The sequence below is a fragment of the Clostridioides sp. ES-S-0006-03 genome (genome assembly GCF_020662275.1).
GTDB lineage: Bacteria > Bacillota > Clostridia > Peptostreptococcales > Peptostreptococcaceae > Clostridioides.
Window position 1 is genome coordinate 1 of the sequence record NZ_JADGMM010000017.1, and the last position, 22560, is coordinate 22560.

Annotated in this window: 40 protein-coding genes and 1 rRNA gene; all 41 read right to left on the reverse strand. The window is 32.2% G+C overall.

Going from position 1 to position 22560, the window contains the following annotated elements:
• Positions 1-63 (reverse strand): 16S ribosomal RNA (locus IR151_RS17730); the annotation flags it as partial.
• 284 nt (positions 64-347) lie between these two features.
• A complete protein-coding gene (cwlD, locus tag IR151_RS17735; RefSeq protein WP_227436991.1) occupies positions 348-1052 on the reverse strand; it encodes an N-acetylmuramoyl-L-alanine amidase CwlD in 705 nt (234 codons plus the stop codon).
• Between the two features lie 505 nt (positions 1053-1557).
• A complete protein-coding gene (gene rpsI / locus IR151_RS17740) occupies positions 1558-1950 on the reverse strand; it encodes a 30S ribosomal protein S9 (protein ID WP_003421105.1) in 393 nt (130 codons plus the stop codon).
• Between the two features lie 28 nt (positions 1951-1978).
• Positions 1979-2410, reverse strand: coding sequence for a 50S ribosomal protein L13 (gene rplM, locus IR151_RS17745; RefSeq protein WP_227436993.1), 432 nt, complete (start codon positions 2408-2410; stop codon positions 1979-1981).
• Positions 2411-2529: 119 nt separating this feature from the next.
• Entirely contained in the window at positions 2530-3261 is a 732-nt protein-coding gene (gene truA, locus IR151_RS17750; protein ID WP_227436995.1) for a tRNA pseudouridine(38-40) synthase TruA, read from the reverse strand.
• Positions 3262-3286: 25 nt separating this feature from the next.
• Positions 3287-4090, reverse strand: a complete 804-nt coding sequence (locus IR151_RS17755) for an energy-coupling factor transporter transmembrane component T family protein (protein ID WP_227436997.1) — start codon at positions 4088-4090, stop codon at positions 3287-3289.
• Positions 4084-4950 (reverse strand): energy-coupling factor transporter ATPase, encoded by an 867-nt coding sequence (locus IR151_RS17760; protein ID WP_227436999.1) that lies wholly within the window; start codon positions 4948-4950, stop codon positions 4084-4086. Before IR151_RS17760 ends, IR151_RS17755 begins: the two co-directional genes overlap by 7 nt.
• On the reverse strand, positions 4938-5771 hold the full coding sequence (locus tag IR151_RS17765; RefSeq protein WP_227437001.1) for an energy-coupling factor transporter ATPase: 834 nt from the start codon (positions 5769-5771) through the stop codon (positions 4938-4940). Before IR151_RS17765 ends, IR151_RS17760 begins: the two co-directional genes overlap by 13 nt.
• A 119-nt stretch (positions 5772-5890) precedes the next feature.
• The gene (rplQ, locus tag IR151_RS17770) at positions 5891-6232 is read right to left on the reverse strand and encodes a 50S ribosomal protein L17 (protein ID WP_003421117.1); all 342 of its coding nucleotides are present in this window, start codon (positions 6230-6232) and stop codon (positions 5891-5893) included.
• A 20-nt stretch (positions 6233-6252) separates the two neighbouring features.
• Positions 6253-7200 (reverse strand): DNA-directed RNA polymerase subunit alpha, encoded by a 948-nt coding sequence (locus IR151_RS17775; protein WP_227437003.1) that lies wholly within the window; start codon positions 7198-7200, stop codon positions 6253-6255.
• Between the two features lie 77 nt (positions 7201-7277).
• Positions 7278-7901 (reverse strand): 30S ribosomal protein S4, encoded by a 624-nt coding sequence (gene rpsD, locus IR151_RS17780; RefSeq protein WP_227437005.1) that lies wholly within the window; start codon positions 7899-7901, stop codon positions 7278-7280.
• A gap of 32 nt (positions 7902-7933) precedes the next feature.
• Positions 7934-8332, reverse strand: coding sequence for a 30S ribosomal protein S11 (gene rpsK, locus IR151_RS17785; RefSeq protein ID WP_227437007.1), 399 nt, complete (start codon positions 8330-8332; stop codon positions 7934-7936).
• Between the two features lie 35 nt (positions 8333-8367).
• Entirely contained in the window at positions 8368-8739 is a 372-nt protein-coding gene (gene rpsM / locus IR151_RS17790) for a 30S ribosomal protein S13 (RefSeq protein ID WP_227437009.1), read from the reverse strand.
• A 152-nt stretch (positions 8740-8891) separates the two neighbouring features.
• The gene (gene rpmJ / locus IR151_RS17795) at positions 8892-9005 is read right to left on the reverse strand and encodes a 50S ribosomal protein L36 (protein ID WP_002509257.1); all 114 of its coding nucleotides are present in this window, start codon (positions 9003-9005) and stop codon (positions 8892-8894) included.
• 35 nt (positions 9006-9040) lie between these two features.
• Positions 9041-9259, reverse strand: coding sequence for a translation initiation factor IF-1 (infA, locus tag IR151_RS17800; RefSeq protein WP_003421127.1), 219 nt, complete (start codon positions 9257-9259; stop codon positions 9041-9043).
• A 37-nt stretch (positions 9260-9296) separates the two neighbouring features.
• Positions 9297-9566, reverse strand: a complete 270-nt coding sequence (locus tag IR151_RS17805) for a KOW domain-containing protein (protein ID WP_227437012.1) — start codon at positions 9564-9566, stop codon at positions 9297-9299.
• A gap of 21 nt (positions 9567-9587) precedes the next feature.
• On the reverse strand, positions 9588-10334 hold the full coding sequence (map, locus tag IR151_RS17810) for a type I methionyl aminopeptidase (protein ID WP_227437013.1): 747 nt from the start codon (positions 10332-10334) through the stop codon (positions 9588-9590).
• Positions 10335-10985 carry an adenylate kinase gene (locus tag IR151_RS17815; protein WP_227437015.1) on the reverse strand — a complete coding sequence of 217 codons (651 nt, stop codon included), beginning with the start codon at positions 10983-10985 and terminating at the stop codon, positions 10335-10337.
• A 16-nt stretch (positions 10986-11001) separates the two neighbouring features.
• The gene (secY, locus tag IR151_RS17820; protein ID WP_227437017.1) at positions 11002-12270 is read right to left on the reverse strand and encodes a preprotein translocase subunit SecY; all 1269 of its coding nucleotides are present in this window, start codon (positions 12268-12270) and stop codon (positions 11002-11004) included.
• Between the two features lie 43 nt (positions 12271-12313).
• On the reverse strand, positions 12314-12757 hold the full coding sequence (gene rplO / locus IR151_RS17825) for a 50S ribosomal protein L15 (RefSeq protein WP_003421135.1): 444 nt from the start codon (positions 12755-12757) through the stop codon (positions 12314-12316).
• A gap of 32 nt (positions 12758-12789) precedes the next feature.
• Positions 12790-12975: a 50S ribosomal protein L30 gene (gene rpmD, locus IR151_RS17830; RefSeq protein WP_227437019.1), complete on the reverse strand. Its 186-nt coding sequence runs from the start codon at positions 12973-12975 to the stop codon at positions 12790-12792.
• Positions 12976-12989: 14 nt separating this feature from the next.
• The gene (rpsE, locus tag IR151_RS17835) at positions 12990-13499 is read right to left on the reverse strand and encodes a 30S ribosomal protein S5 (RefSeq protein WP_227437021.1); all 510 of its coding nucleotides are present in this window, start codon (positions 13497-13499) and stop codon (positions 12990-12992) included.
• 20 nt (positions 13500-13519) lie between these two features.
• On the reverse strand, positions 13520-13888 hold the full coding sequence (gene rplR, locus IR151_RS17840) for a 50S ribosomal protein L18 (RefSeq protein ID WP_227437023.1): 369 nt from the start codon (positions 13886-13888) through the stop codon (positions 13520-13522).
• A gap of 35 nt (positions 13889-13923) precedes the next feature.
• Positions 13924-14466 carry a 50S ribosomal protein L6 gene (gene rplF, locus IR151_RS17845; protein WP_003435668.1) on the reverse strand — a complete coding sequence of 181 codons (543 nt, stop codon included), beginning with the start codon at positions 14464-14466 and terminating at the stop codon, positions 13924-13926.
• A 30-nt stretch (positions 14467-14496) separates the two neighbouring features.
• Positions 14497-14895 (reverse strand): 30S ribosomal protein S8, encoded by a 399-nt coding sequence (gene rpsH / locus IR151_RS17850; RefSeq protein ID WP_003421148.1) that lies wholly within the window; start codon positions 14893-14895, stop codon positions 14497-14499.
• 32 nt (positions 14896-14927) lie between these two features.
• A complete protein-coding gene (locus IR151_RS17855) occupies positions 14928-15113 on the reverse strand; it encodes a type Z 30S ribosomal protein S14 (RefSeq protein WP_003421149.1) in 186 nt (61 codons plus the stop codon).
• 17 nt (positions 15114-15130) lie between these two features.
• Positions 15131-15673 (reverse strand): 50S ribosomal protein L5, encoded by a 543-nt coding sequence (rplE, locus tag IR151_RS17860; protein ID WP_003421151.1) that lies wholly within the window; start codon positions 15671-15673, stop codon positions 15131-15133.
• A 29-nt stretch (positions 15674-15702) separates the two neighbouring features.
• Entirely contained in the window at positions 15703-16008 is a 306-nt protein-coding gene (rplX, locus tag IR151_RS17865; RefSeq protein WP_227437031.1) for a 50S ribosomal protein L24, read from the reverse strand.
• A 23-nt stretch (positions 16009-16031) separates the two neighbouring features.
• Complete coding sequence (gene rplN / locus IR151_RS17870) at positions 16032-16400, reverse strand: 50S ribosomal protein L14 (RefSeq protein ID WP_003421155.1); 369 nt, start codon at positions 16398-16400, stop codon at positions 16032-16034.
• Positions 16401-16425: 25 nt separating this feature from the next.
• Positions 16426-16680, reverse strand: coding sequence for a 30S ribosomal protein S17 (gene rpsQ, locus IR151_RS17875; RefSeq protein ID WP_003421156.1), 255 nt, complete (start codon positions 16678-16680; stop codon positions 16426-16428).
• 23 nt (positions 16681-16703) lie between these two features.
• Positions 16704-16907 carry a 50S ribosomal protein L29 gene (rpmC, locus tag IR151_RS17880; protein ID WP_003421158.1) on the reverse strand — a complete coding sequence of 68 codons (204 nt, stop codon included), beginning with the start codon at positions 16905-16907 and terminating at the stop codon, positions 16704-16706.
• Position 16908: 1 nt separating this feature from the next.
• Positions 16909-17340 carry a 50S ribosomal protein L16 gene (gene rplP / locus IR151_RS17885; RefSeq protein WP_003421160.1) on the reverse strand — a complete coding sequence of 144 codons (432 nt, stop codon included), beginning with the start codon at positions 17338-17340 and terminating at the stop codon, positions 16909-16911.
• A gap of 35 nt (positions 17341-17375) precedes the next feature.
• Positions 17376-18194, reverse strand: coding sequence for a 30S ribosomal protein S3 (gene rpsC, locus IR151_RS17890; protein ID WP_227437025.1), 819 nt, complete (start codon positions 18192-18194; stop codon positions 17376-17378).
• Between the two features lie 22 nt (positions 18195-18216).
• Complete coding sequence (gene rplV, locus IR151_RS17895) at positions 18217-18552, reverse strand: 50S ribosomal protein L22 (RefSeq protein ID WP_009887891.1); 336 nt, start codon at positions 18550-18552, stop codon at positions 18217-18219.
• A 31-nt stretch (positions 18553-18583) separates the two neighbouring features.
• Positions 18584-18865, reverse strand: a complete 282-nt coding sequence (rpsS, locus tag IR151_RS17900; RefSeq protein WP_003421166.1) for a 30S ribosomal protein S19 — start codon at positions 18863-18865, stop codon at positions 18584-18586.
• A 34-nt stretch (positions 18866-18899) separates the two neighbouring features.
• Positions 18900-19730 (reverse strand): 50S ribosomal protein L2, encoded by an 831-nt coding sequence (rplB, locus tag IR151_RS17905; protein WP_227437027.1) that lies wholly within the window; start codon positions 19728-19730, stop codon positions 18900-18902.
• Between the two features lie 29 nt (positions 19731-19759).
• Entirely contained in the window at positions 19760-20050 is a 291-nt protein-coding gene (gene rplW, locus IR151_RS17910; protein ID WP_003421170.1) for a 50S ribosomal protein L23, read from the reverse strand.
• On the reverse strand, positions 20050-20673 hold the full coding sequence (gene rplD, locus IR151_RS17915; protein WP_227437028.1) for a 50S ribosomal protein L4: 624 nt from the start codon (positions 20671-20673) through the stop codon (positions 20050-20052). Before rplD ends, rplW begins: the two co-directional genes overlap by 1 nt.
• Before the next feature lie 29 nt (positions 20674-20702).
• Entirely contained in the window at positions 20703-21332 is a 630-nt protein-coding gene (gene rplC / locus IR151_RS17920) for a 50S ribosomal protein L3 (RefSeq protein WP_227437029.1), read from the reverse strand.
• Positions 21333-21425: 93 nt separating this feature from the next.
• Entirely contained in the window at positions 21426-21737 is a 312-nt protein-coding gene (gene rpsJ, locus IR151_RS17925; RefSeq protein WP_054268679.1) for a 30S ribosomal protein S10, read from the reverse strand.
• Positions 21738-22107: 370 nt separating this feature from the next.
• On the reverse strand, positions 22108-22560 hold a 453-nt coding region (locus tag IR151_RS17930; protein ID WP_413927373.1), incomplete at its 5' end, for an EF-Tu/IF-2/RF-3 family GTPase.

Below are 22560 nucleotides of genomic sequence, written 5' to 3' on the forward strand. Positions count from 1 at the left end.
AACTTGCATGTGTTAGGCACGCCGCCAGCGTTCATCCTGAGCCAGGATCAAACTCTCAAATAAAAGTTTATCAGGCTCAGATACTATTGTTATCTAAATATCTGGCTTTATGGTTTGTTTCTTGTTTATAAATTAACCTACTGTTTAATTTTCAAAGTTCTTTTGTCTTATTTTTGTGCTCCTTTTGGGCACTCATATATAATACCATCTATGTTATTCCAAGTCAACGCTTTTTTAACTTTTATTTTAATTATTTTTTTGTCAAAACAAAAATAGCTTATATTAGTGCATTTTTAAACACCTCAATACAAGCTATTTACATATTTAGACTTATTTTTATAATTATTTCAACTTAGATATTTCTGTATACCTATGTATATTGCCCATGCTATCTTTTCTTGATATGTTTCATCTGTCAAAAGTTTACATTCTTTTTCATTTGATAGAAAACCACATTCTATTAATACTGATGGAATATTATTTTCTTTCAAAAGGTATATGTCATCTCGTGGCTTAACTTCTCTGTTATTTGTTTTATCTACTACTCTTTTAAGTTCTTCTTGAATACACTTTGATAATTCCTTGCTATCTTGCTTATCTTTAGGATAAAATGTCTGAGCTCCATAGTATTTAGATTGTTCGAATGCATTTAGATGTATGGATACAAACATATTAGCATTGGAATTAGAGATTATTTCTTTTCTATTTTTCAAGTTCTCATTATATTTTTGTCTTGTTGTTTTATTATTTTCTTCTTTATAGAGGCTACTGTCATCTTCTCTAGTTAATATTACAAGACCTCCACTTGATTCTATAAGCTCTCTAAGCTTAAGTGTTATTGCTAAGTTGATATCTTTCTCAGATGTGCTCTTATCCTTGTTTAATGCGCCTGGGTCAATACCTCCATGACCAGCATCTAGAATTATTGTTTTATTTGTTATTGGCATATATTTAATAACATCTTCAGAAATATTTTTCACTTCAAATATTGATACTATTACTAGACATACCATAACAAAACTAAAAATTATATGTTTTATGTACTTTCTCACAACATCACCCTGTATATGTATACTTATAAAAACACTATAATATTCCAAATATTAGTACAAACATTTAAATTTCACTTTAGTATTTATCTATCTCTATTTTTTAATATTAATATATGATTACATAAGTATGCTATATTCACATATACTCTAAATTCCCATTTTTAATTAGTATCGTATAACAGGTATAATAAATTATGACAATTTACATTATGAATTATATTATTTAATAACCTAAATTCTATTACTTATAAAATGTAAAATTTTTAATTATATTTACTGTAAATTTCTTTATCCATTTCTCAATAGAACTATAATCTCAATAACTTTAACATATAATCTTTTATTACAATAAAAAGGATGTTTTTCAATAGAAAAACATCCTAATAAGATATCTTATTATTTTATTGTATATCAATCATTAACTTAAACCCAACATTTCAACATGCTTCCATATTTTCTGGATAACAGAAAATAAAGGATTTTGCTTTTCCAAAAAGATAAATAATTATCTTTTTGAGAATTGTGGAGCTCTTCTTGCTGCTTTTAATCCGTATTTCTTTCTTTCCTTCATTCTAGCATCTCTAGTTAAGAAACCTTCTTTCTTTAAAGCAGGTCTTAAATCTAAATCAGCTTTTAATAAAGCTCTAGATATACCATGTCTTATAGCTCCAGCTTGTCCAGTGAATCCTCCACCTTCAACTTTTACTATAACATCATATTTATTTTCATTACCAGTTAAAACTAATGGTTGTTTAACATCTCTTATTAATGTTTCATAGTTAAAATAATTTTCTAATGCTCTTCCATTTACTAATATATTTCCTTCACCTGCAACTAGTCTTACTCTAGCAACAGAACTTTTTCTTCTTCCAGTTCCATAATATTGAACGTTAGCCATTATAAACTCCTCCTTTCACCTATTAATCTTATTTAAAGTTTAAAACTTCTGGATTTTGAGCTGCATGAGTGTGTTCAGCACCTGCAAATACTCTTAATCTAGTCATCATTCTACTTCTTAATTTGTTTTTAGGTAACATACCATTTACAGCATGTGCTATAACTTCTTCTGGTTTTTTATCCATCATATCTCTATAAGATATTTCTTTTAATCCACCTACATAACCAGTGTGGTATCTGTAATATTTTTGATCTAATTTTTTTCCACTTAAAACTACTTTTTCTGCATTTACTACAACAACAAAATCTCCACCATCAACGTGAGGAGTAAATGTTGGTTTATGTTTACCTCTCAATACTGTCGCAATTTCTGTTGCTATACGACCTAATGTTTTTCCTTCAGCATCAACTAAGTACCATTTTCTTTGTACATCAGCTGGCTTAGCTATATAACTTTTCATAACTGTCCCTCCTTAACTACTTTTCATAAAAATTTTTTACCGTTTATGTCAAGTCCGGGGCAAGTGGACTTATTAACACATTCTCATATATTTTAATACATGTAGCCTGGTGTGTCAAGTTAATAATGAACTTTTTTAAGAAATAATCCTTGTGCTGGAGCTGTATGTCCACATCTTGATCTGTTTTTAGATTCTATTATATCTAAAAATGATTCATTAATTCTACCACGTCCTATATCAACAAGTGTTCCAACAATAATTCTCACCATATTATATAAGAACCCATCTCCACTAATTTCTAAAGTAATCAAATCATCTGTTTTTTTTATATTTATATCATATATTGTTCGTATTGTATCTTTTACAGATGAACCAGAACTCATAAAACCTTTAAAATCATGTGTACCCAATAGACTTTTTGATTCTATACACATTTTTTCAAAATCAAGTTCATACTTTACTTGATATGATATGCTGTTAAGTATTGGGTGTCTAAACTTACTGTTATATATTAAATATTTATATGTTTTTCCTTTTGCACTATATCTTGAATGAAAGTCATCATTAACTTCACATGCTTCTATAACTGCTATGTCTTTTGGTAATTTAGCATTTAGTGCCATTGGTACACTTTCTATACTTATACTTGAACTAATTTTAAAATTTGCAGTTTGTGCAAGAGCATGAACCCCTGAATCAGTTCTACCTGAGCCTATAAGTTTAACTTCTTCATTCATTATCTCATATATAGCCTTTTCAATTGTACCTTGTATCCCTAGAGAATCTGGTTGCTTCTGCCATCCACAATAATTTCTACCATCATATTGGATTGTAATCTTTATATTTCTCATATTTTACCTCACCTATATGCTTCTATTAAATCGCTATAAATCTAGTAGCTATGATTAATCCTAAATAAATAACTTGAAACACACATGCTATATAATCTGCTTTTACTATAACAGACTCCCTCATTTTTGTTCTATTGTGTCCACCTCTATAACATCTAGCTTCCATGGCCATAGCCAATTCATCAGCTCTTCTAAATGCACTAACAAATAGTGGAACTAAAAGAGGTACTAGATTTTTAGCTCTATTTATAAGATTTTTACTTTCAAAGTCTGCACCTCTAGACATTTGAGCCTTCATTATTTTATCTGTTTCGTCTAATAATGTAGGAATAAAGCGCAAAGCAATTGTCATCATCATTGCAAGCTCATGAACTGGTAAACCAATTTTCTTAAAGGGATTCAATAATCGCTCTATACCATCTGTCAATTCTATTGGTGAAGTTGTTAAAGTAAGTAATGATGTCCCAATTACTAAAAATATAAGTCTTATTGCCATAAAAATTGCTTGTCTCAAGCCTTGACTTGTTATTGTTAAAAATCCAAATGACCATATCTCATCACCTGGTAAGAAAAATATATTTATAATAAATGTAAATAAAATAATCCACTTAAGAGGTTTTACACCCTTAACAATATACTTAACAGGTATATTAGCTAACTTTATCATACCTAATAAACATAATAAAACTATCATATAAGGCCAAAATTTATTTACTACAAATATAGATACCATAAATACAATTGTTGCTACAAGTTTTATCCTTGGATCTAATTTATGAATAGCAGAACTTGTTGGGTAGTATTGCCCTATAGTTATATCTTTTAACATAATCCTCGCCCTCTCACAACTCTTAATATTTCCTGTTTTGCTTCTTCTAAAGTCAATATGTCTTCACTAATGTCAAAACCTTGTTCTCTTAATTTCAATGCAAGCTCTAAAACCTGTGGAATATCTAAACCAATTTCTTTTAATTTAATAGCATTCGATTTAAATACATCTCTAGGAGTACCCATAAATTCTATTTTACCATGATTCATAACAATTAACGTTTGTGCCAACTTTGCCATATCATCCATACTATGTGATGACAATATTATAGTCATATTGTTTTTTTCATGTAAGTTTTTTATTAAATTAAAAATTTCATCTCTTCCACCAGGATCAAGACCTGCAGTTGGTTCATCTAATATAAGTACTTCTGGGTTCATTGCTATAACTCCAGCTATTGCAACTCTACGCTTTTGACCTCCTGATAATTCAAATGGAGATTTATCTTTAAATTCCTCATAGTCAAGTCCTACAGCTTCCATCGATGCTTTTACCCTATTATGTATCTCAACCTCTTCTAAACCTAAATTAGCGGGTCCAAAAGCTATATCCTTATCAATTGTTTCTTCAAATAATTGATATTCTGGATATTGAAATACAACACCTACTCTTTTTCTTATCTCAGTTAAGTTTAAATTCTTATCTGTTATGTTAAAATCATTTATAAAAATCTCTCCTGAGGAAGGTTTTAATAATCCATTTAGATGTTGTATCAGTGTAGACTTTCCTGAACCTGTATGACCTATAAGTCCAACAAAATCTCTATCTTTAATCTCAAAAGATACATCATCAAGTGCTTTACTTGCAAAAGGCATCCCTTCATTATATATATGTGTTAAGTTCTTTACTATAATTGACATAATTCCATCACCATCTCATCCACAGTTAATATATCACTACTAATATTTATACCTTCTTCTATTAATAAACTAGACAACTCTGTCATACAAGGCACATCTAAACCGATTTCCTTTAACATCTCTATTTTACTAAATACTTCTTTAGGAGTCCCTTCTAAAAGTTTCTTACCTTTCTCCATAACGACAACTCTATCAGCTTCTACAGCTTCTTCCATAAAGTGAGTTATATGTAAAACAGTTATACTTTCTTCTTTATTAAGTCTTTTTATTGTTTTCATAACTTCTTTTCTTCCAGATGGGTCTAACATCGCTGTTGCTTCATCAAATATTATACACTTGGGTCTCATGGCAATTATGCCTGCTATTGCAACCCTCTGTTTTTGGCCACCTGATAACAAATGCGGTTGTCTACCTCTCAAATCATACATACCTACACTTTTTAAAGACTCTTCTACAATTCGTCTTATCTCTTTTGGCTCTATACCTAAGTTTTCAGGACCAAAAGCTACATCTTCTTCTACTATTGTGGCAACAATTTGATTATCTGGGTTTTGAAATACCATACCTGCTGTTTGCCTTATATCCCATAATCTTTCTTCTTCTTTGGTGTCCATTCCATCAATGAGAATATTTCCTTCTGTAGGCATAAGAATAGCATTTAAGTTTTTAGATAAAGTAGACTTGCCAGAACCATTATGTCCTATTATCGCAACAAATTCTCCCTTTTTAACATCTAAGCTTAAATTATCTATTGCTTTAAGTTTTGCTTCATCTGTAATATACTCAAATGAAATATTGTTTACTTTTATTATATTATCCATTAATTCATACTCCTTTTAGTAAGCAATAACTTATAAAAATCATTTTACACATTATTATATCACACCTTAGTCAAAAAAATAAAAAAAAGATTAAGCCATCAAGCCTAATCCTTTCCTTACTATACTAATTCTATAAAAGCCATTTCAGCAGCATCGCCTTTTCTTGGCCCTATTTTTATTATTCTAGTGTATCCACCATTTCTCTCAGCATATTTTGGAGCTAAATCTGTGAATAAGTTATTAACTACTGTTTCATCCATAACATAAGCTAAAACTTGTCTTCTAGCATGAAGATCTCCTCTTTTAGCAAGAGTTATCATCTTTTCAGCCATTCTACGAGTTTCTTTAGCTCTAGTTACTGTAGTTTCTATTCTTCCACTTCTTAGTAAACAAGTTACTAAGTTTCTTAACATAAGGTTTCTGTGAGCTGTTTCACGTCCTAATTTACGGTACTTAGCCATTCTTATCCCTCCTTTGCTCGCTATTCTTCACTTGGTTTTAATCCTAGCCCAAGTTCCTCTAGTTTTTGTATTACTTCTTCTAATGACTTTTTACCTAGGTTTCTAACCTTCATCATATCGTCTTCAGACTTATTAGCTAATTCTTCAACTGTATTAATTCCCGCTCTCTTTAAACAGTTGTATGATCTAACTGATAAATCTAATTCTTCTATAGTCATTTCAAGAACTTTTTCTTTTTGATCTTCTTCTTTTTCTACCATGATTTCAACACTACTTACATGTTCAGTTAAGTCTATAAATAGATTTAAATGCTCAACTAATACTTTTGCAGCTAATGATATACCTTCTTGAGGGTTTATACTACCATTAGTCCAAACTTCTAGTACTAATTTATCATAATCTGTTTTTTGACCAACTCTTGTGTTTTCTACATGATAACTAACTTTCTCAACAGGAGTATATATTGAATCCACAGGTAAAACACCTATTGGAACATTCTCTGTTTTATTTTCTTCAGCAGAAACATAACCTCTACCTTTATCTACAAATATTTCCATATTAAACTTGGCATTATCATCTAATGTAGCTATTGCTAAGTCTTTGCTTAATATTTCAACATCTGGAGGACAGATTATATCTGAACCTGTGATAGAGCATGGTCCTTGAGCCTCTATTTTAAGTGTTCTACTTCCTTCACCATCTATAGTTGCTGAAAGCTCTTTTAAAGTTAATATTATCTCTGTAACATCTTCTTTAACACCAGGTATTGTAGAGAATTCATGAAGAACTCCATCTATTTTTATAGCATTTACTGCTACACCTGGTAAAGATGATAATAATATTCTTCTTAGTGCGTTACCTATAGTTATTCCATATCCTCTTTCTAGAGGTTCTATAACAAACTTACCATATCTATAGTCTTCGCTAAGCTCAACTATATCTACTTTTGGCTTTTCTATTTCTATCATGGACAAAACCCTCCTTAAAATTCAGTAATCCACTGAGGGTAAACAAAATTTTAAAATAATTTTTAAAAGTGTGCTTATTATTTAGAGTAAAGTTCTATGATTAAGTGCTCTGCTATTTCAAGATCTATATCTTCTCTTGTTGGAACACCAACTACTTTTGCTGTCATTCCTTCTACATTAGCTTCTAACCATTTAGGAGCTATTCTTGAGTTAACTTCTACTAAATTTTTGAATTTTGCAGAAGATCTTGATTTTTCTTTAACTTCTATCACATCTCCAACTTTAACTGTTAATGAAGCTATATCTACTTTATTTCCATTTAAAGTGAAATGACCATGAGTTACTAATTGTCTAGCTTCTTTTCTAGAAGATGCTAGTCCCATTCTGTAAACTACATTGTCTAATCTTCTCTCTAATAAACTTAATAAATTCTCACCTGATTTTCCAGGCATGTTTTCAGCACGTTCGTATAAGTTTCTAAATTGAGTTTCTAAAACTCCATATATTCTTTTAACTTTTTGTTTTTCTCTTAATTGTAATCCATAGTTAGAAACTTTCTTTCTCCCTTGGCCATGTTGACCTGGAGCATAGTTTCTTTTAACTATAGCACATTTATCTGTATAACATCTATCACCTTTAAGGAATAATTTCATTCCCTCTCTACGGCATTGTCTACATGATGCACCTGTATATCTTGCCATTTATCTACACCTCCTATTTGTACTCTTATTAATTACACTCTTCTTCTCTTTGGTGGTCTACATCCGTTATGTGGGATTGGAGTAACATCTTTTATCATAGTTACTTCTAGTCCAGTTGCTTGTAAAGCTCTTATAGCAGCTTCTCTTCCTGAACCTGGCCCCTTTACGAATACCTCAACACTTTTTAATCCGTGTTCCATCGCAGCTTTTGCAGCTGTTTCAGCAGCCATTTGAGATGCAAATGGAGTTGATTTTCTTGACCCTTTGAATCCTAATTGTCCTGAACTTGCCCAAGATATAGCATTTCCATGAACGTCAGTTAAAGTTATTATTGTATTGTTGAAAGTTGACTGTATATGAGCATGACCACGTTCTATATTTTTACGTTCTCTTCTTCTAACACGTGTAACTTTCTTTTTTGGTTTAGCCATTTTCCTTTTCCCTCCTTCATCTAATTATTATTTAATTATTTTTTCTTTTTACGAGATACTGTTTTTCTAGGACCTTTTCTAGTTCTAGCATTAGTTTTAGTTCTTTGTCCTCTTAATGGAAGACCTTTACCATGTCTAATTCCTCTATAACATTTTATATCTCTTAATCTCTTTATGTTTAAAGCAATTTCTCTTCTTAAGTCACCTTCAACTAAGAAATCGTCATCTATAACTTTTCTTAACTCATTAACTTGATCTTCTGATAAATCTTTTATTCTTGTATCTGGATTTATCTCAGCTTTAGCTAATATTTCGTTAGCAGTTGCTTTACCTATACCATATATATAAGTTAAGCCTATCTCCGCTCTTTTTTCTCTAGGTAAATCTACCCCAGCTATTCTTGCCATGATCGCACCTCCTACACATAGTTTTTAGTGTTTAAAACTTCATATCATATATCAATCCTACGTCAGATTGTTCAACGATTTTAACGTTCTTTTGTTAACATCACAATATAGTATTATACTATAAAATTTAACAAAATACTAGTAATAATTTCTTATCCTTGTTTTTGCTTATGCTTTGGATTTTCACAGATAACCATTACTTTTCCTTTTCTTTTTATTACTTTGCATTTTTCACATATTGGTTTTACTGATGGTCTAACTTTCATTATTAATCCCTCCTTAGACTAAATATCAAGATAGTCTACTTCTTACGCCAAGTGATTCTTCCTCTTGTAAGGTCATATGGAGAAAGTTCAACATTCACCTTATCACCTTCAAGAATTCTTATGAAGTTCATTCTTAGCTTTCCAGAAATGTGGCATAATATCTCATGTCCATTTTCTAGTTTAACTTTAAACATAGCATTAGGTAAAGCTTCTGAAACTGTACCTTCTAATTCTATAACATCTTTTTTGGCCATTAACTAACCAGCCCTCCATTTCAATAAGTTAAATTATCTAATTTAACTTAGTAAGTTCAGCTCTTAAAAAAGAATCTGTAATCTCTTGTCCAGATACTACTCTTTTTCTAACTTCATCATTAATAAAATTATATTTTTTTAAGTGCTTAACTTTCTTTAACTTAGGTTTGTCAAGTTTTCTTTTCTTTCCATCAGCTATTAATACATATTCATTATTAATTATCTTGACTACGAAAAATAAATTTCCTTGATCTCGACCTAATGAAACCTTAACAACTTGACCTATACTTAAATTATCTGATAGCACTTTTTTCACCTACTTCTTAATTTACAACTTTGTCAATATCAAAGGTTCATGTTCAGTAATTGCTATCGTATGCTCATAATGAGCTGATTTTTTTCCATCTATTGTAACAGTCGTCCACCCATCTGATAGAGTCTTTACATGATAACGACCTGCATTAACCATTGGCTCTATAGCAATAACCATTCCTTCTCTAAGTCTTGGTCCTTTTCCTGGGAGTCCATAATTAGGTACCTGTGGATCTTCATGAAGATTTGCTCCAACTCCATGTCCTACCAAATCCCTAACTACTGAGAAACCATGTTTCTCAACGTGTGTTTGTACTGCGTGTGAGATATCCGAAAGTCTATATCCTAATTTAGCAAATTTTATTCCTTCATAGAAGCTTTCTCTAGTTACTTCTATTAATTTCCTATCTTCTTCAGATATCATGCCTACTCCATGAGTTTTCGCAGAATCACCATGATATCCTTTATAATAGGCTCCTATATCTAAGCTTACAATGTCTCCTTCCTTTAATAGAGTCTCACCTGGAATTCCATGTACAACTTCTCTATTGATAGAAGCACATATACTTCCTGGAAAACCTCCATATCCTTTAAAAGAAGGTTCAGCATTGTATTTTCTTATATTCTCTTCAGCTATTTTATCTAATTCTAAAGTAGATATTCCCGGAGAAATAGCTTTTCTTAAAACTTCATGAGTATCAGCAACAATTTTGCCTGCTTCTCTTAAAAGTTCTATTTCTTTCTTTGATTTCAAGATAATCATTTATTTTCCACTTCCTAAAGCTGCAACAATATCTTCAAATACTTTATCTATTGCTTGGTCACCTTTTATATCAGCTATTATACCTTGTTTGCTATAATAATCTACTAAAGGCTTAGTTTCATCTAGATAAACTTGTATTCTCTTAGATACAGTTTCTTCATTATCATCAGCTCTTTGATACAATTCTCCTTGGCATACATCACATACACCTTTTACTTTAGGAGGATTAAACTCAACATGATAAGTAGCTCCACAAGACTTGCATATTCTTCTACCAACTGCTCTAGATACTAATATGCTCTTATCAACTTCAATATTGACAACTTTATCCAGTACTATACCAGCATTTTTTAAGAATACATCTAAATGCTCACCTTGTGCTACATTTCTTGGAAATCCATCTAACATAAATCCATTTTTACAGTCTTCTTGAGATATTCTATCAGTAACTAAACCTACAGTTAACTCATCTGGTACTAATAAACCTTGGTCCATGTATTCTTTAGCTTTTTTTCCAAGTTCTGTTCCCTCTTTTATATTCTTTCTGAATATATCTCCTGTTGATATATGAGGTATATTGTATTTTTCTACTATTCCTGCCGCCTGAGTACCTTTACCAGCACCTGGAGGTCCAAGTAATATTATTCTCATATTATCCATCTCCATTTTATTTTAAGAAACCTTGATAGCTTCTCATAACTAAGTTTGACTCTAACTGTCTCTTAAGCTCCAAAGCAACCCCAACAACGATTAGCAATGAAGTTCCAGCTAGACTCATATTGACATTCATATAATGTGTTGTAAGAGCTGGTACCATAGCAATTATTGCTAAGAAAGTAGCTCCAGCTAAAGTTAATCTTGTTAAGATTCTATTTAAATAATCCATAGTAGGTTCACCTGGTCTAATACCTGGTATAAATCCACCATTATTTTTCATATTTTTAGATATATCTTCTGTATTGAATGATACAGTTGTATAAAAATATGAGAAGAAAATTATAAGTAGAATTTCAATTGATCTGTATGTCCAAAATCCTTGTTCTGTTGCCATACTTAAGTATTTTTGAACAAAAGCTTGAGCATCTGCCCCCATAAACATAGCTATTGTTTGTGGAAAAGCTAAAAGTGAACTAGCAAAAATTATAGGCATAACTCCTGATTGGTTAACTTTCATTGGTATATGAGAACTTTGTCCTCCATACATTTTTCTTCCAACAACTCTTTTAGCATATTGTACAGGTATCTTTCTAGTCGCTTCTTGTATAAATGTAACCCCTGTAACTGTAAGTAATATAACTACAATTAGAAGTATTATTACCCAAGGTGCAACTTGACCAGATTTAACTTGTTGTGCGATTTTAATAACATCTGTTGGTATTCTTGATATAATACCTGCAAATATTATTACTGAACTACCATTACCAATTCCTTTTTCGGTAATTTTGTCCCCAATCCACATTACTAACATACTTGCTGAAACTAATGTTATTACAACAGTTGTGATAAAAAACACACTATTTGATATTAAAGCACTTCTTACAATTCCTAATGTAATTCCCAAAGCTTGTACAACTGCTAGAGCTAGTGCTGTATATTTAGTGTACTTATTGATTTTTTTCTTTCCTTCTTCACCAGATTTTTGAAGTTCTGCTAAACTTTCAAAACCTACTGTTAGAAGCTGTATTATGATTGATGCAGTAATATATGGACTTATACCCAAAGCAAATAGTGAAAAGTTACTAAATGCTCCACCAGTAAACATATTATACAGAGAAAGTAGACTATTGCCGCCTACCATCTTTTGTATAATACTAGTGTCTATACCTGGAACTGGTATTGTAGTACCTATTCTGAATATCACGATCATCATAAGTGTATACATTACTTTTTTTCTTACTGCTTTAATCTTCCAAGCTTGTTTTAATTTTGACAGCACGCTAATTCACCCCGCCTGTACTGGCTAGGAGATTAGCAGGTTATTATACTAACTCTGCTTTTCCACCAGCTTTTTCTATTTTTTCTTGAGCTGAAGCTGTAAATTTAGCAGCTTTAACAGTTAAAGCTTTTTCTAAATTACCTTCACCTAAGATTTTAATTCCATCTTTACCTATTTTGCTTATAGTTTTAGTAGATTTTAATAATTCTGCAGTTATTTCTGTTCCATTTTCAAATCTGTTTAAAACTTCAACATTAACTTCTGTGTAAACCTTCTTAAATATGTTATTGAAACCTCTCTTAGGAAGTCTTCTAGCTAGTGGCATTTGTCCACCTTCGAACCCTACTCTTACTCCACCACCAGAACGAGACCATTGACCTTTTTGTCCACGTCCTGCAGTTTTACCTTGTCCAGTTGCAGTACCTCTACCTAATCTTCTCTTAGCTCTTACTGCACCTTCAGCAGGTTTTAACTCATGTAACTTCATGGATTGCACCTCCTTGCACTACTTTTTAAAAATTATTCAGCTATTTCAGTTACTTCTAATAAATGACTTACTTTTTTTATCATACCTCTTACTTGAGCATTGTCTTCTTTTACAATAACTTGTTCTCTTTTTCTTAATCCTAACGCTTCAACATTCTTTTTTTGGTTAGGAGTAGTTCCTATAACACTTCTAACTAATTTTATTTGTAATTTAGCCATTTTACACTACCTCCTTACCCTAGAAGTTCTTCAACTTTTTTACCTCTAAGTTTAGCTATATCTTCAACTGTTTTTAGAGAATTAAGTCCTTCTATTGTAGCATTTACCATATTTCTTGGATTGTTAGATCCTAAAGATTTAGCTCTAACGTCTTTTAGTCCAGCTAACTCAAGTACGGCTCTAGCAGGTCCCCCAGCTATTACTCCTGTACCTTCTACAGCAGGCATTATTAATATATTTCCAGCACCAAAGTGTCCGCGTACTTCGTGAGGAATTGTAGTCCCAACCATTGGCACTACTATTAGATTTTTCTTAGCATCTTCAACTGCTTTTTTTATAGCATCTGGTACTTCCATTGCTTTCCCAGCACCTATACCAACGTGTCCGTTTTCATCTCCAACAACTACTAACGCTGCAAATCTGAAGTTTCTACCACCTTTTACAACCTTAGTAACACGTCTTACTTCAACAACTTTTTCTTGTAAGTCAAGTTGTCCTGCATCTATCGGCTTACGACGTAGCATGTATTTTTCCCTCCTTCGTATTAGAACTTAAGACCAGCTTCTCTAGCACTTTCAGCTAATTCTTGAATTCTTCCATGATATAAGTATCCACCTCTGTCAAATACAACTTCAGTGATTCCTTTTTCAACAGCTTTTTTAGCAACTAATTCTCCAACTTTCTTAGCTGCTTCCTTGTTTCCTGTATGATTAACAGCACTCTTAACTTCTGCTTCTAAAGAAGATGCAGCAACTAGAGTTACTCTGTTTGTGTCATCTATTATTTGAGCATATATATTGTTAGCACTTCTAAATACACATAATCTTGGTCTTTGAGCAGTACCGCTTATTTTTCTACGAACTCTCTTATGTCTTTGAAGTCTATTAGCATTTTTATCAGCCTTTTTTAACACCTAGCTCACTCCTTTCTAGCGTTTAAGTTTTGGTATTATTTTTTACCAGTTTTTCCTTCTTTACGTCTGATTACTTCATCAACGTATTTTATACCTTTACCTTTGTATGGCTCTGGCTTTCTCCAAGCTCTTATTTTAGCAGCATAATTTCCTACTAATTGCTTGTCTATACCTTTTACTATTAACTCAGTTTGGTTTGGAGCTTCAACAGTTATTCCTTCTGGATCTTCCATTTCAACTGGATGAGAGAAACCTAAGTTCATAACTAATTTCTTTCCTTGTTTTTGAGCTCTGTATCCAACACCTTTTAGTTCTAATTTCTTTTCGAAACCAGTATTTACACCTACAACCATATTATCTAATAAAGTTCTAGTTAATCCGTGTAAAGATCTGTGTTTTTTATTATCAGTTGGTCTTTCAACCATTATTGTATTTTCTTCTTTTTTTATATTTAACTCAGCACTTAATTGTTTAGTTAAAGTTCCCTTTGGACCTTTTACTGTAACTAAATTTCCTTCAGCTATAGTAACTTCAACACCTGCTGGTATTATTATTGGCTTAACACCTATTCTTGACATGGTCGCACCTCCTTACATTGTTCATATTAATTACCAAACGTAGCAGATTACTTCTCCACCAACATTTTCTTTTCTAGCTTGCTTGTCAGTTAATATTCCTTTTGAAGTAGATATTACTGATATTCCTAATCCATTTAATACTTTTGGTATTTCGTGGTTAGCAGCGTAAACTCTCATTCCAGGCTTAGATATTTTCTTAAGACCTGTTATAACTCTTTCGCCTTCTTGTCCGTACTTTAATTGTATTCTTATGATACCTTGTTTTCCATCTTCTATAACATCATAACCTCTTATGAAACCTTCTTCTAATAAGATTCTAGCTAACTCTTTCTTCATATTAGAAGCTGGAACATCTACAGTTTCATGCTTAACAACATTAGCATTTCTTATACGAGTAAGCATATCTGCAATTGGATCTGTCATTGTCATTTTGTAGCCCTCCTTCCATTCTAATCAAGCTTCTACCAGCTTGCTTTTCTAACACCAGGTATTTGACCTTTATAAGCTAATTCTCTAAAGCATATACGGCATATACCAAATTTTTTCAAAACTGAATGCGGTCTTCCGCATATAGTACATCTAGTGTATTCTCTAGTAGCGTACTTTTGCTTTCTTTGTTGTTTAACAACCATCGCTTTTCTAGCCACGGGAATCCCTCCTTTGCTTACTTAGAAAATGGCATTCCTAATAATTTTAATAATTCACGAGCTTCTTCGTCAGTTTTTGCTGTAGTAACGAATATTATATCCATTCCTCTTACTTTATCAATTTTATCATATTCTATTTCAGGGAATATTAATTGTTCTTTAACTCCTAAAGCATAGTTTCCTCTACCATCAAAAGCATTAGGGTTAACACCTCTAAAGTCTCTAACTCTTGGTAAAGAAACTGATACTAATTTGTCCATAAAGTAGAACATTTTGTCAGCTCTTAATGTAACTTTTGTTCCTATTGGCATTCCTTCTCTTAGTTTGAAGTTAGCAACAGATTTTCTAGCTTTAGTTATAACAGGCTTTTGTCCTGATATTATTTCTAATTCTTCAACGCCTTTTTCTAATCCTTTTGGATTTTCTCTAGCGTCACCTATACCCATGTTAATAACTATTTTGTTTAACTTAGGTATCTCCATTACGTTTTTATATCCAAATTTCTCCATTAAAGCAGGAGCAACTTCTTTCATGTATTTTTCTTGTAATCTAGAAGCCATTTAAGGTCCCTCCTTTCAAGCAATATTTATTATAATTCTTTTCCGCTCTTTGCTGATACTCTTACTTTTGTGCCATCTTTTACTTCATATCTTACTCTAACGCCTTTTCCTGTTTCAGGATCAAATGGCATTACATTAGATATGTGTATTGGGGCTTCTTTGTTTATTATTCCACCTTGTTGGTTCATAGCACTTGGTTTTTGATGTTTAGTTATTACGTTTACACCTTCAACTAATACTTTATCAGCTTTAGGGTATACCTTTAAAACTGAACCTTTTTTACCTTTATCTTTACCTGCTATAACTACAACAGTGTCACCTTTTTTAACACGCATCATGTCCTATTGCACCTCCTTAATTATAGTACTTCTGGAGCAAGAGAAACTATTTTCATGAATTCATTGTCTCTTAACTCTCTAGCAACAGGCCCGAATATACGAGTTCCTACTGGAGTTTTATCGTCCTTTATTATAACAGCAGCATTTTCATCAAAAGATATATAGCTTCCGTCATTACGTCTTACGCCTTGTTTGCTTCTTACTATAACAGCTTTAACAACCTTACCTTTTTTTACAACTCCACCAGGTGTTGCACTTTTAACAGTAGCAACTATAACGTCGCCTATGTTACCATATCTTCTTTTACTTCCGCCTAGAACACGTATACATAAAAGTTCTTTAGCTCCTGAGTTATCAGCAACTCTTAGACGTGATTCTTGTTGTATCATATCGTAATCCCTCCTTCTTCAAAAACTACTTAACTTTCTCAACAACTTCAACTAGTCTGAATCTCTTATCTTTAGATAAAGGTCTAGTTTCCATTATTTTAACTCTATCTCCGATGTTACATATATTCTTTTCATCATGAGCCTTAAATTTCTTAGTTCTCTTAACACGTTTATTATATAGTGGATGACGTACGAACTCTTCAACAGCTACTACTATTGTTTTATCCATCTTATCACTAACAACACGGCCTATTCTAACTTTTCTTCTTCCTCTTTCCATGTTTAAAAAGCCTCCTTTCCAAATTAAGCTCTAGTTTCGTATAACTTTCTTTCAGCAAGAACAGTTTTAACTTTTGCTATATCCTTCTTAACAAACTTTATTCTAGCTGTATTTTCTAATTGACCAGTAGCTAATTGGAATCTTAAGCTAAATAATTCACTTTTGAAGTCGTTTAATTTGTTCATTAGCTCTTCGCTTGTTAAATCTCTTAATTCTTTAGCTTTCATCCTATTCACCACCCTTTACTTCTAAATCTTCTTTTTTAACAAATTTACATTTGATTGGTAATTTATGTGCAGCAAGTCTCATAGCTTCTCTTGCTTTATCTTCAGAAACACCTGCTAATTCAAACATAACTCTTCCTGGCTTAACTACAGCTACCCAATATTCTGGAGAACCTTTCCCTGCACCCATACGAGTTTCTGCTGGTTTTCTTGTTACTGGTTTATGAGGGAATATTTTTATCCAAACCTTTCCCCCTCTTTTTATATATCTAGTCATCGCGATTCTGGCAGCTTCTATTTGATTAGAAGTTATCCAAGAAGCTTCTAAAGCTACTAATCCAAACTCACCATAAGTAACTTTGTTACCTTTATGAGCTTGCCCAGCCATACTTCCTCTATGAACTCTACGACGCTTTACTCTTTTTGGCATTAACATGAGTATTTTTCCTCCTTCCTTGAACCTAACTATTATTAATTTCCTTTGTTTTCAGTTCTTTGAGGTCTTGATCCACCTTGAGGTCTTTGTCCACCTTGAGGTTTTTGTCCTCTGTAGTTTCCTCTGTTATCGTTTCCTCTTCTATCGTTTCTTCTGTTATCTCTCTTGTTGTCTCTTCTGTCGCTCTTTCTGCTTTCTTCTCTTGGATTTACACCATCTCTAGTTGGTAAAACTTCACCATTACATATCCAAACTTTTATACCTATTTTTCCATAAGTAGTATCAGCTTCAGCGAAACCATAATCTATATCTGCTCTTAAAGTTTGTAGTGGCACATTTCCTTCACTATAACCTTCAGTTCTAGCCATTTCAGCTCCACCTAATCTTCCTGAAGCAGAAACTTTTATCCCTTTAGCACCAGATTTCATTGCTCTTTGTATAGCTTGTTTCATTGCTCTTCTGAAAGCAACCCTTCTTTCTATAGCTAAAGCTATATTTTCAGCTACTAATTGAGCATTTTTATCTGTACTTCTTACTTCTACTATGTTAACTATTATACTTTTCTTTGTCATTTTTTCTAATTCAACTTTTAATGCTTCGATTCCAGCACCAGCTCTTCCTATAACTACTCCTGGCTTAGCAACATGTAAGTCCATTTTTATTTTATTAGCTGATCTTTCTATTTCTATTCTAGCAACTCCAGCTGAGTATAATCTTTTCTTTAAGAATTTACGTATATTATGGTCTTCTAATAATAAGTTTCCGAACTCTTTTTTATCAGTAGCGAACCATCTTGAGTCCCAATCTTTTATAACACCGACCCTTAAGCCGTGTGGATTAACCTTTTGACCCATTACTTTCCCTCCTATCTATTAATTATTTTTTTTCTTTCACAACAACCTCTATATGAGAAGTTCTTTTTCTTATTGTAGTTGCACGACCCATAGCTCTAGGCATGAATCTCTTCATTGTTGGCCCTTGATTAGCAACTATTGATGCTATATATAATTTTTCAGTATCCATTTCGTGATTGTTTTCTGCGTTAGCTTTAGCTGACTTTACAACTTTAGCTATTATTGAAGCTGCTCCTCTTGGAGTGAACTTTAATATCGCTAATGCTTCATCAACATTCTTTCCTCTAACAAGGTCACAGATTTGGCCTGCTTTTCTTGGTGATACACGTACATATTTAGCAGTAGCTTTTGCTTCCATTGTTATTCCTCCTTTCTTAGTCATAATTTAATTATTTTCTCTTATTAGATTTTTCGTCATCCTTATGTCCTTTGAAAGTTCTAGTAGGAACGAACTCACCTAATTTGTGTCCAACCATATCTTCTGTTATATATACTGGAACATGTTTTCTTCCATCATGAACAGCTATAGTGTTTTCTACCATTTGTGGAAATACAGTTGAAGATCTTGACCAAGTTTTTATAACTTCTTTATTTCCGCTAGCATTCATAGCTTCTATTTTCTTTAAAAGTCTTGCATGGACAAAAGGTCCTTTTTTAGTTGATCTTGACATTTATATTCCTCCTTTCCGAGCAAAAATAAATTTACTACTTAGTTCTTCTTGATACTATTAACTTATTTGAAGCTTTGTTTTTCTTTCTAGTTTTGTATCCAAGAGCTGGTTTACCCCATGGAGTAACAGGAGATGGTCTACCTATTGGAGATCTACCTTCCCCTCCACCGTGTGGATGGTCATTAGGGTTCATTACAGAACCTCTTACAGTAGGTCTTATTCCCATATGTCTTTTTCTACCTGCTTTACCAATAACTACGTTACCGTGCTCTATATTTCCAACTTGTCCTATAGTAGCTTTACAGTTTATGCTTACTAATCTCATTTCACCTGATGGTAATCTTAATAAAGCATTTTTTCCTTCTTTAGCCATTAATTGTGCAGAAACTCCAGCAGATCTAACTAATTGAGCTCCTTTTCCTGGCTTTAATTCTATATTATGAATGATAGTACCAACTGGCATATCTTTTAATGCTAAACAGTTTCCTGGTTTTATATCAGCACCTAATCCTGATAAGATAGTATCTCCAACGTTGATTCCAACTGGAGCTAATATATATCTTTTTTCTCCATCAGCATAGTTTAATAATGCAATATTTGCAGTTCTGTTTGGATCATATTCTATAGTAGCAACCTTAGCAGGTATACCATCTTTATCTCTTTTAAAATCTATTATTCTATATTTTCTTTTTTGTCCTCCACCTCTATGACGAACAGTTATTCTACCATGTACGTTTCTACCAGCATTTTTCTTTAAGTTAACTAAAAGAGATCTTTCTGGTTGGTTACATGTTATTTCCTCAGAAACTAAAACTGTCATTTGTCTTAAGGCAGGAGAAGTTGGTCTAAACTTTTTTATAGCCATCTGTTTTCCCTCCTTCGTTTGTTATAATATTACATTCCTTGGAAGAATTCTATTTCTTTACTATCAGCAGTTAATTTAACTACTGCTTTCTTAAAGCTTGCTGTTCTTCCTTGAGTTCTACCCATTCTTTTAACTTTTCCATCGTAGTTTAAAGTATTTACTTTATCAACACTAACTCCGAATACTTTTTCTACTGCTTTTTTTATTTCAGTTTTGTTCGCATCTTTAGCCACAACAAAAGTGTATTTTTTTTCACCCATTTCAGCCATACTGTGCTCAGTTACAACTGGTCTTATTATTACATCATGTGGATTAGTCATTATGCGTACACCTCCTCCACTTTTTTAACAGCATCTGTAGTTATTATAAATGAATCATATTTTAATATATCATATACATTCATAGTATTAACTAATGCAGTTTGAACACCTTCTATATTTCTAGCTGATTTTATTACATTATCATTTTTATCAGCTATAACTACTAAAGCTTTTTTAGCAGCATTTATATTATTTAATATTTGAGCAAATTCTTTAGTTTTAGGAGCATCCATGTTTAATGCATCTAATACTATAACTTCACTATTTTGTATTTTTGAAGATAAAGCACTCTTCATAGCTAATCTTCTTACCTTCTTAGGTAATGTATATTTGTAACTTCTTGGTTTAGGTGCAAAAGCAACTCCTCCACCTACCCATTGTACAGATCTTGTAGAACCTTGTCTTGCTCTACCTGTTCCTTTTTGTTTCCAAGGTTTTCTTCCGCCACCTCTAACTTCTGCTCTAGTCTTAGCAGATTGAGTTCCTTGTCTCTTATTTGCTAATTGATTTTTTACAACTTCATATAAAACATGTCCATTAACTTCTACGCCAAATATAGAATCTGATAATTCTATTTCTCCAACGTTTTGTCCACTAACATTTAGTACATTTAATTTTGGCATTGTTATTCCTCCTTTCTCTAGGTTAGTCATTATTTAGAAACCTTTACAGCTTCTTTTATAGTTACTACTGAACCTTTAGCTCCTGGTATAGCTCCCTTAACTAATATAAGGTTCTTATCAGCATCTACTTTAACAACCTCTAAGTTTTGAACTGTTACCTTTACGCTTCCCATGTGTCCAGCTAATTTTTTGTTTTTAAATACTCTACCTGGGTAAGAACAAGCTCCCATTGAACCTGGTCTTCTGTGGTATCTAGAACCGTGAGATTCAGGACCTCTACTTTGTCCATGTCTTTTTATTGGACCTTGGAATCCCTTACCTTTACTTATTCCAGTAACATCTATTTTTGCACCTGCTTCAAATACATCAGCTTTTATTTCTTGTCCAACTGTGTATCCTTCTACAGAATCTACTCTAAACTCTTTTAAATGTTTCTTTAAAACATTAGCAGCAGCTAAGTGTCCTTTTTTAGGCTTGTTTAAAGATTTTTCTTTAGCATCTTCAAAACCTATTTGTATAGCATTGTATCCATCTTTATCAACTGTTTTTATTTGAGTAACGACCATAGGTCCTGCTTCAACAGCTGTTACAGGTATAACTACACCTTTATCAGTGAATATTTGAGTCATACCAACTTTTTTTCCTAATATTCCATTCATATTAGCACCTCCTATAATTCTTACAGCGGATTACATCATTTTAGAAGTAATCATTCTAAGATAGTTACCTATAGGATAATATCTTAGGGGTTCTTATAATTTTATTTCTATATCTACACCTGCTGGTAAGTCTAATCTCATTAATGAGTCAACTGTTTTAGGTGTTGGATTAGCTATGTCGATTAGTCTTTTATGAGTTCTTATTTCAAATTGTTCTCTAGAGTCTTTGTACTTATGTACGGCTCTTAATATAGTTACAATTTGTTTTTCTGTTGGTAGAGGCACAGGTCCTGAAACTTGTGATCCAGCCTTTTTAGCAGTTTCAACTATTTTACCTGCTGAAAAATCTAATAATTTGTGATCATATGATTTTAATCTTATTCTTATTTTTTCATTCTTAGCCATTTTGTTTTCCCTCCTTTATCACGTGTTTAATTTTCAAGTTGCGTACAACTAATACCGATACACTGCTCCGGGTGTGTTGTAACTTTCAAATCGACATCAGTTCGTATTTCACTAGGATTTAATTTTTATTTTCTTAATCTCTCAAGCACACTATTATATTTTATATCATCTGTTACATTTTTTCAAGTTTTTTTTATGTTTTTTTCAATTTTATTTTCTCTTACAACATTATAACCTTAAACTTGATTATGAATCTATCTCAAGGCACTAGTTTAGTATATATGCTTTATTGCTACTTGTCAACAAAAAACAAAAAAGAGAGGTTAAACCCCCTCTTTTTTTATATGAAATCAATTAGCTTAGTAAAAGATTATTCGATTATTGTAGCAACAACTCCTGAAGCTACTGTTCTTCCACCTTCTCTTATTGAGAATCTTAATCCTTCTTCTACAACTATTGAATTTATTAAGTCTACTTCCATTGTTACGTTATCTCCAGGCATTACCATTTCTATTCCATCTGGTAACTTACAAGCTCCTGTTACATCTGTTGTTCTGAAATAGAATTGTGGTCTATATCCATCAAAGAATGGTGTATGTCTTCCACCTTCTTCTTTTTTAAGTACATATACTTCTGCAGTAAATTTTGTGTGTGCTTTTACTGATCCAGTCTTTGCTAGTACTTGTCCTCTTTCTATTTCGTTTCTTTGTACTCCTCTTAATAATGCTCCTATATTATCCCCTGCTTGTGCTTGGTCTAATAATTTTCTGAACATCTCTACTCCTGTTACTACTACTTTTCTTGGTGCTTCTGTTAATCCTAC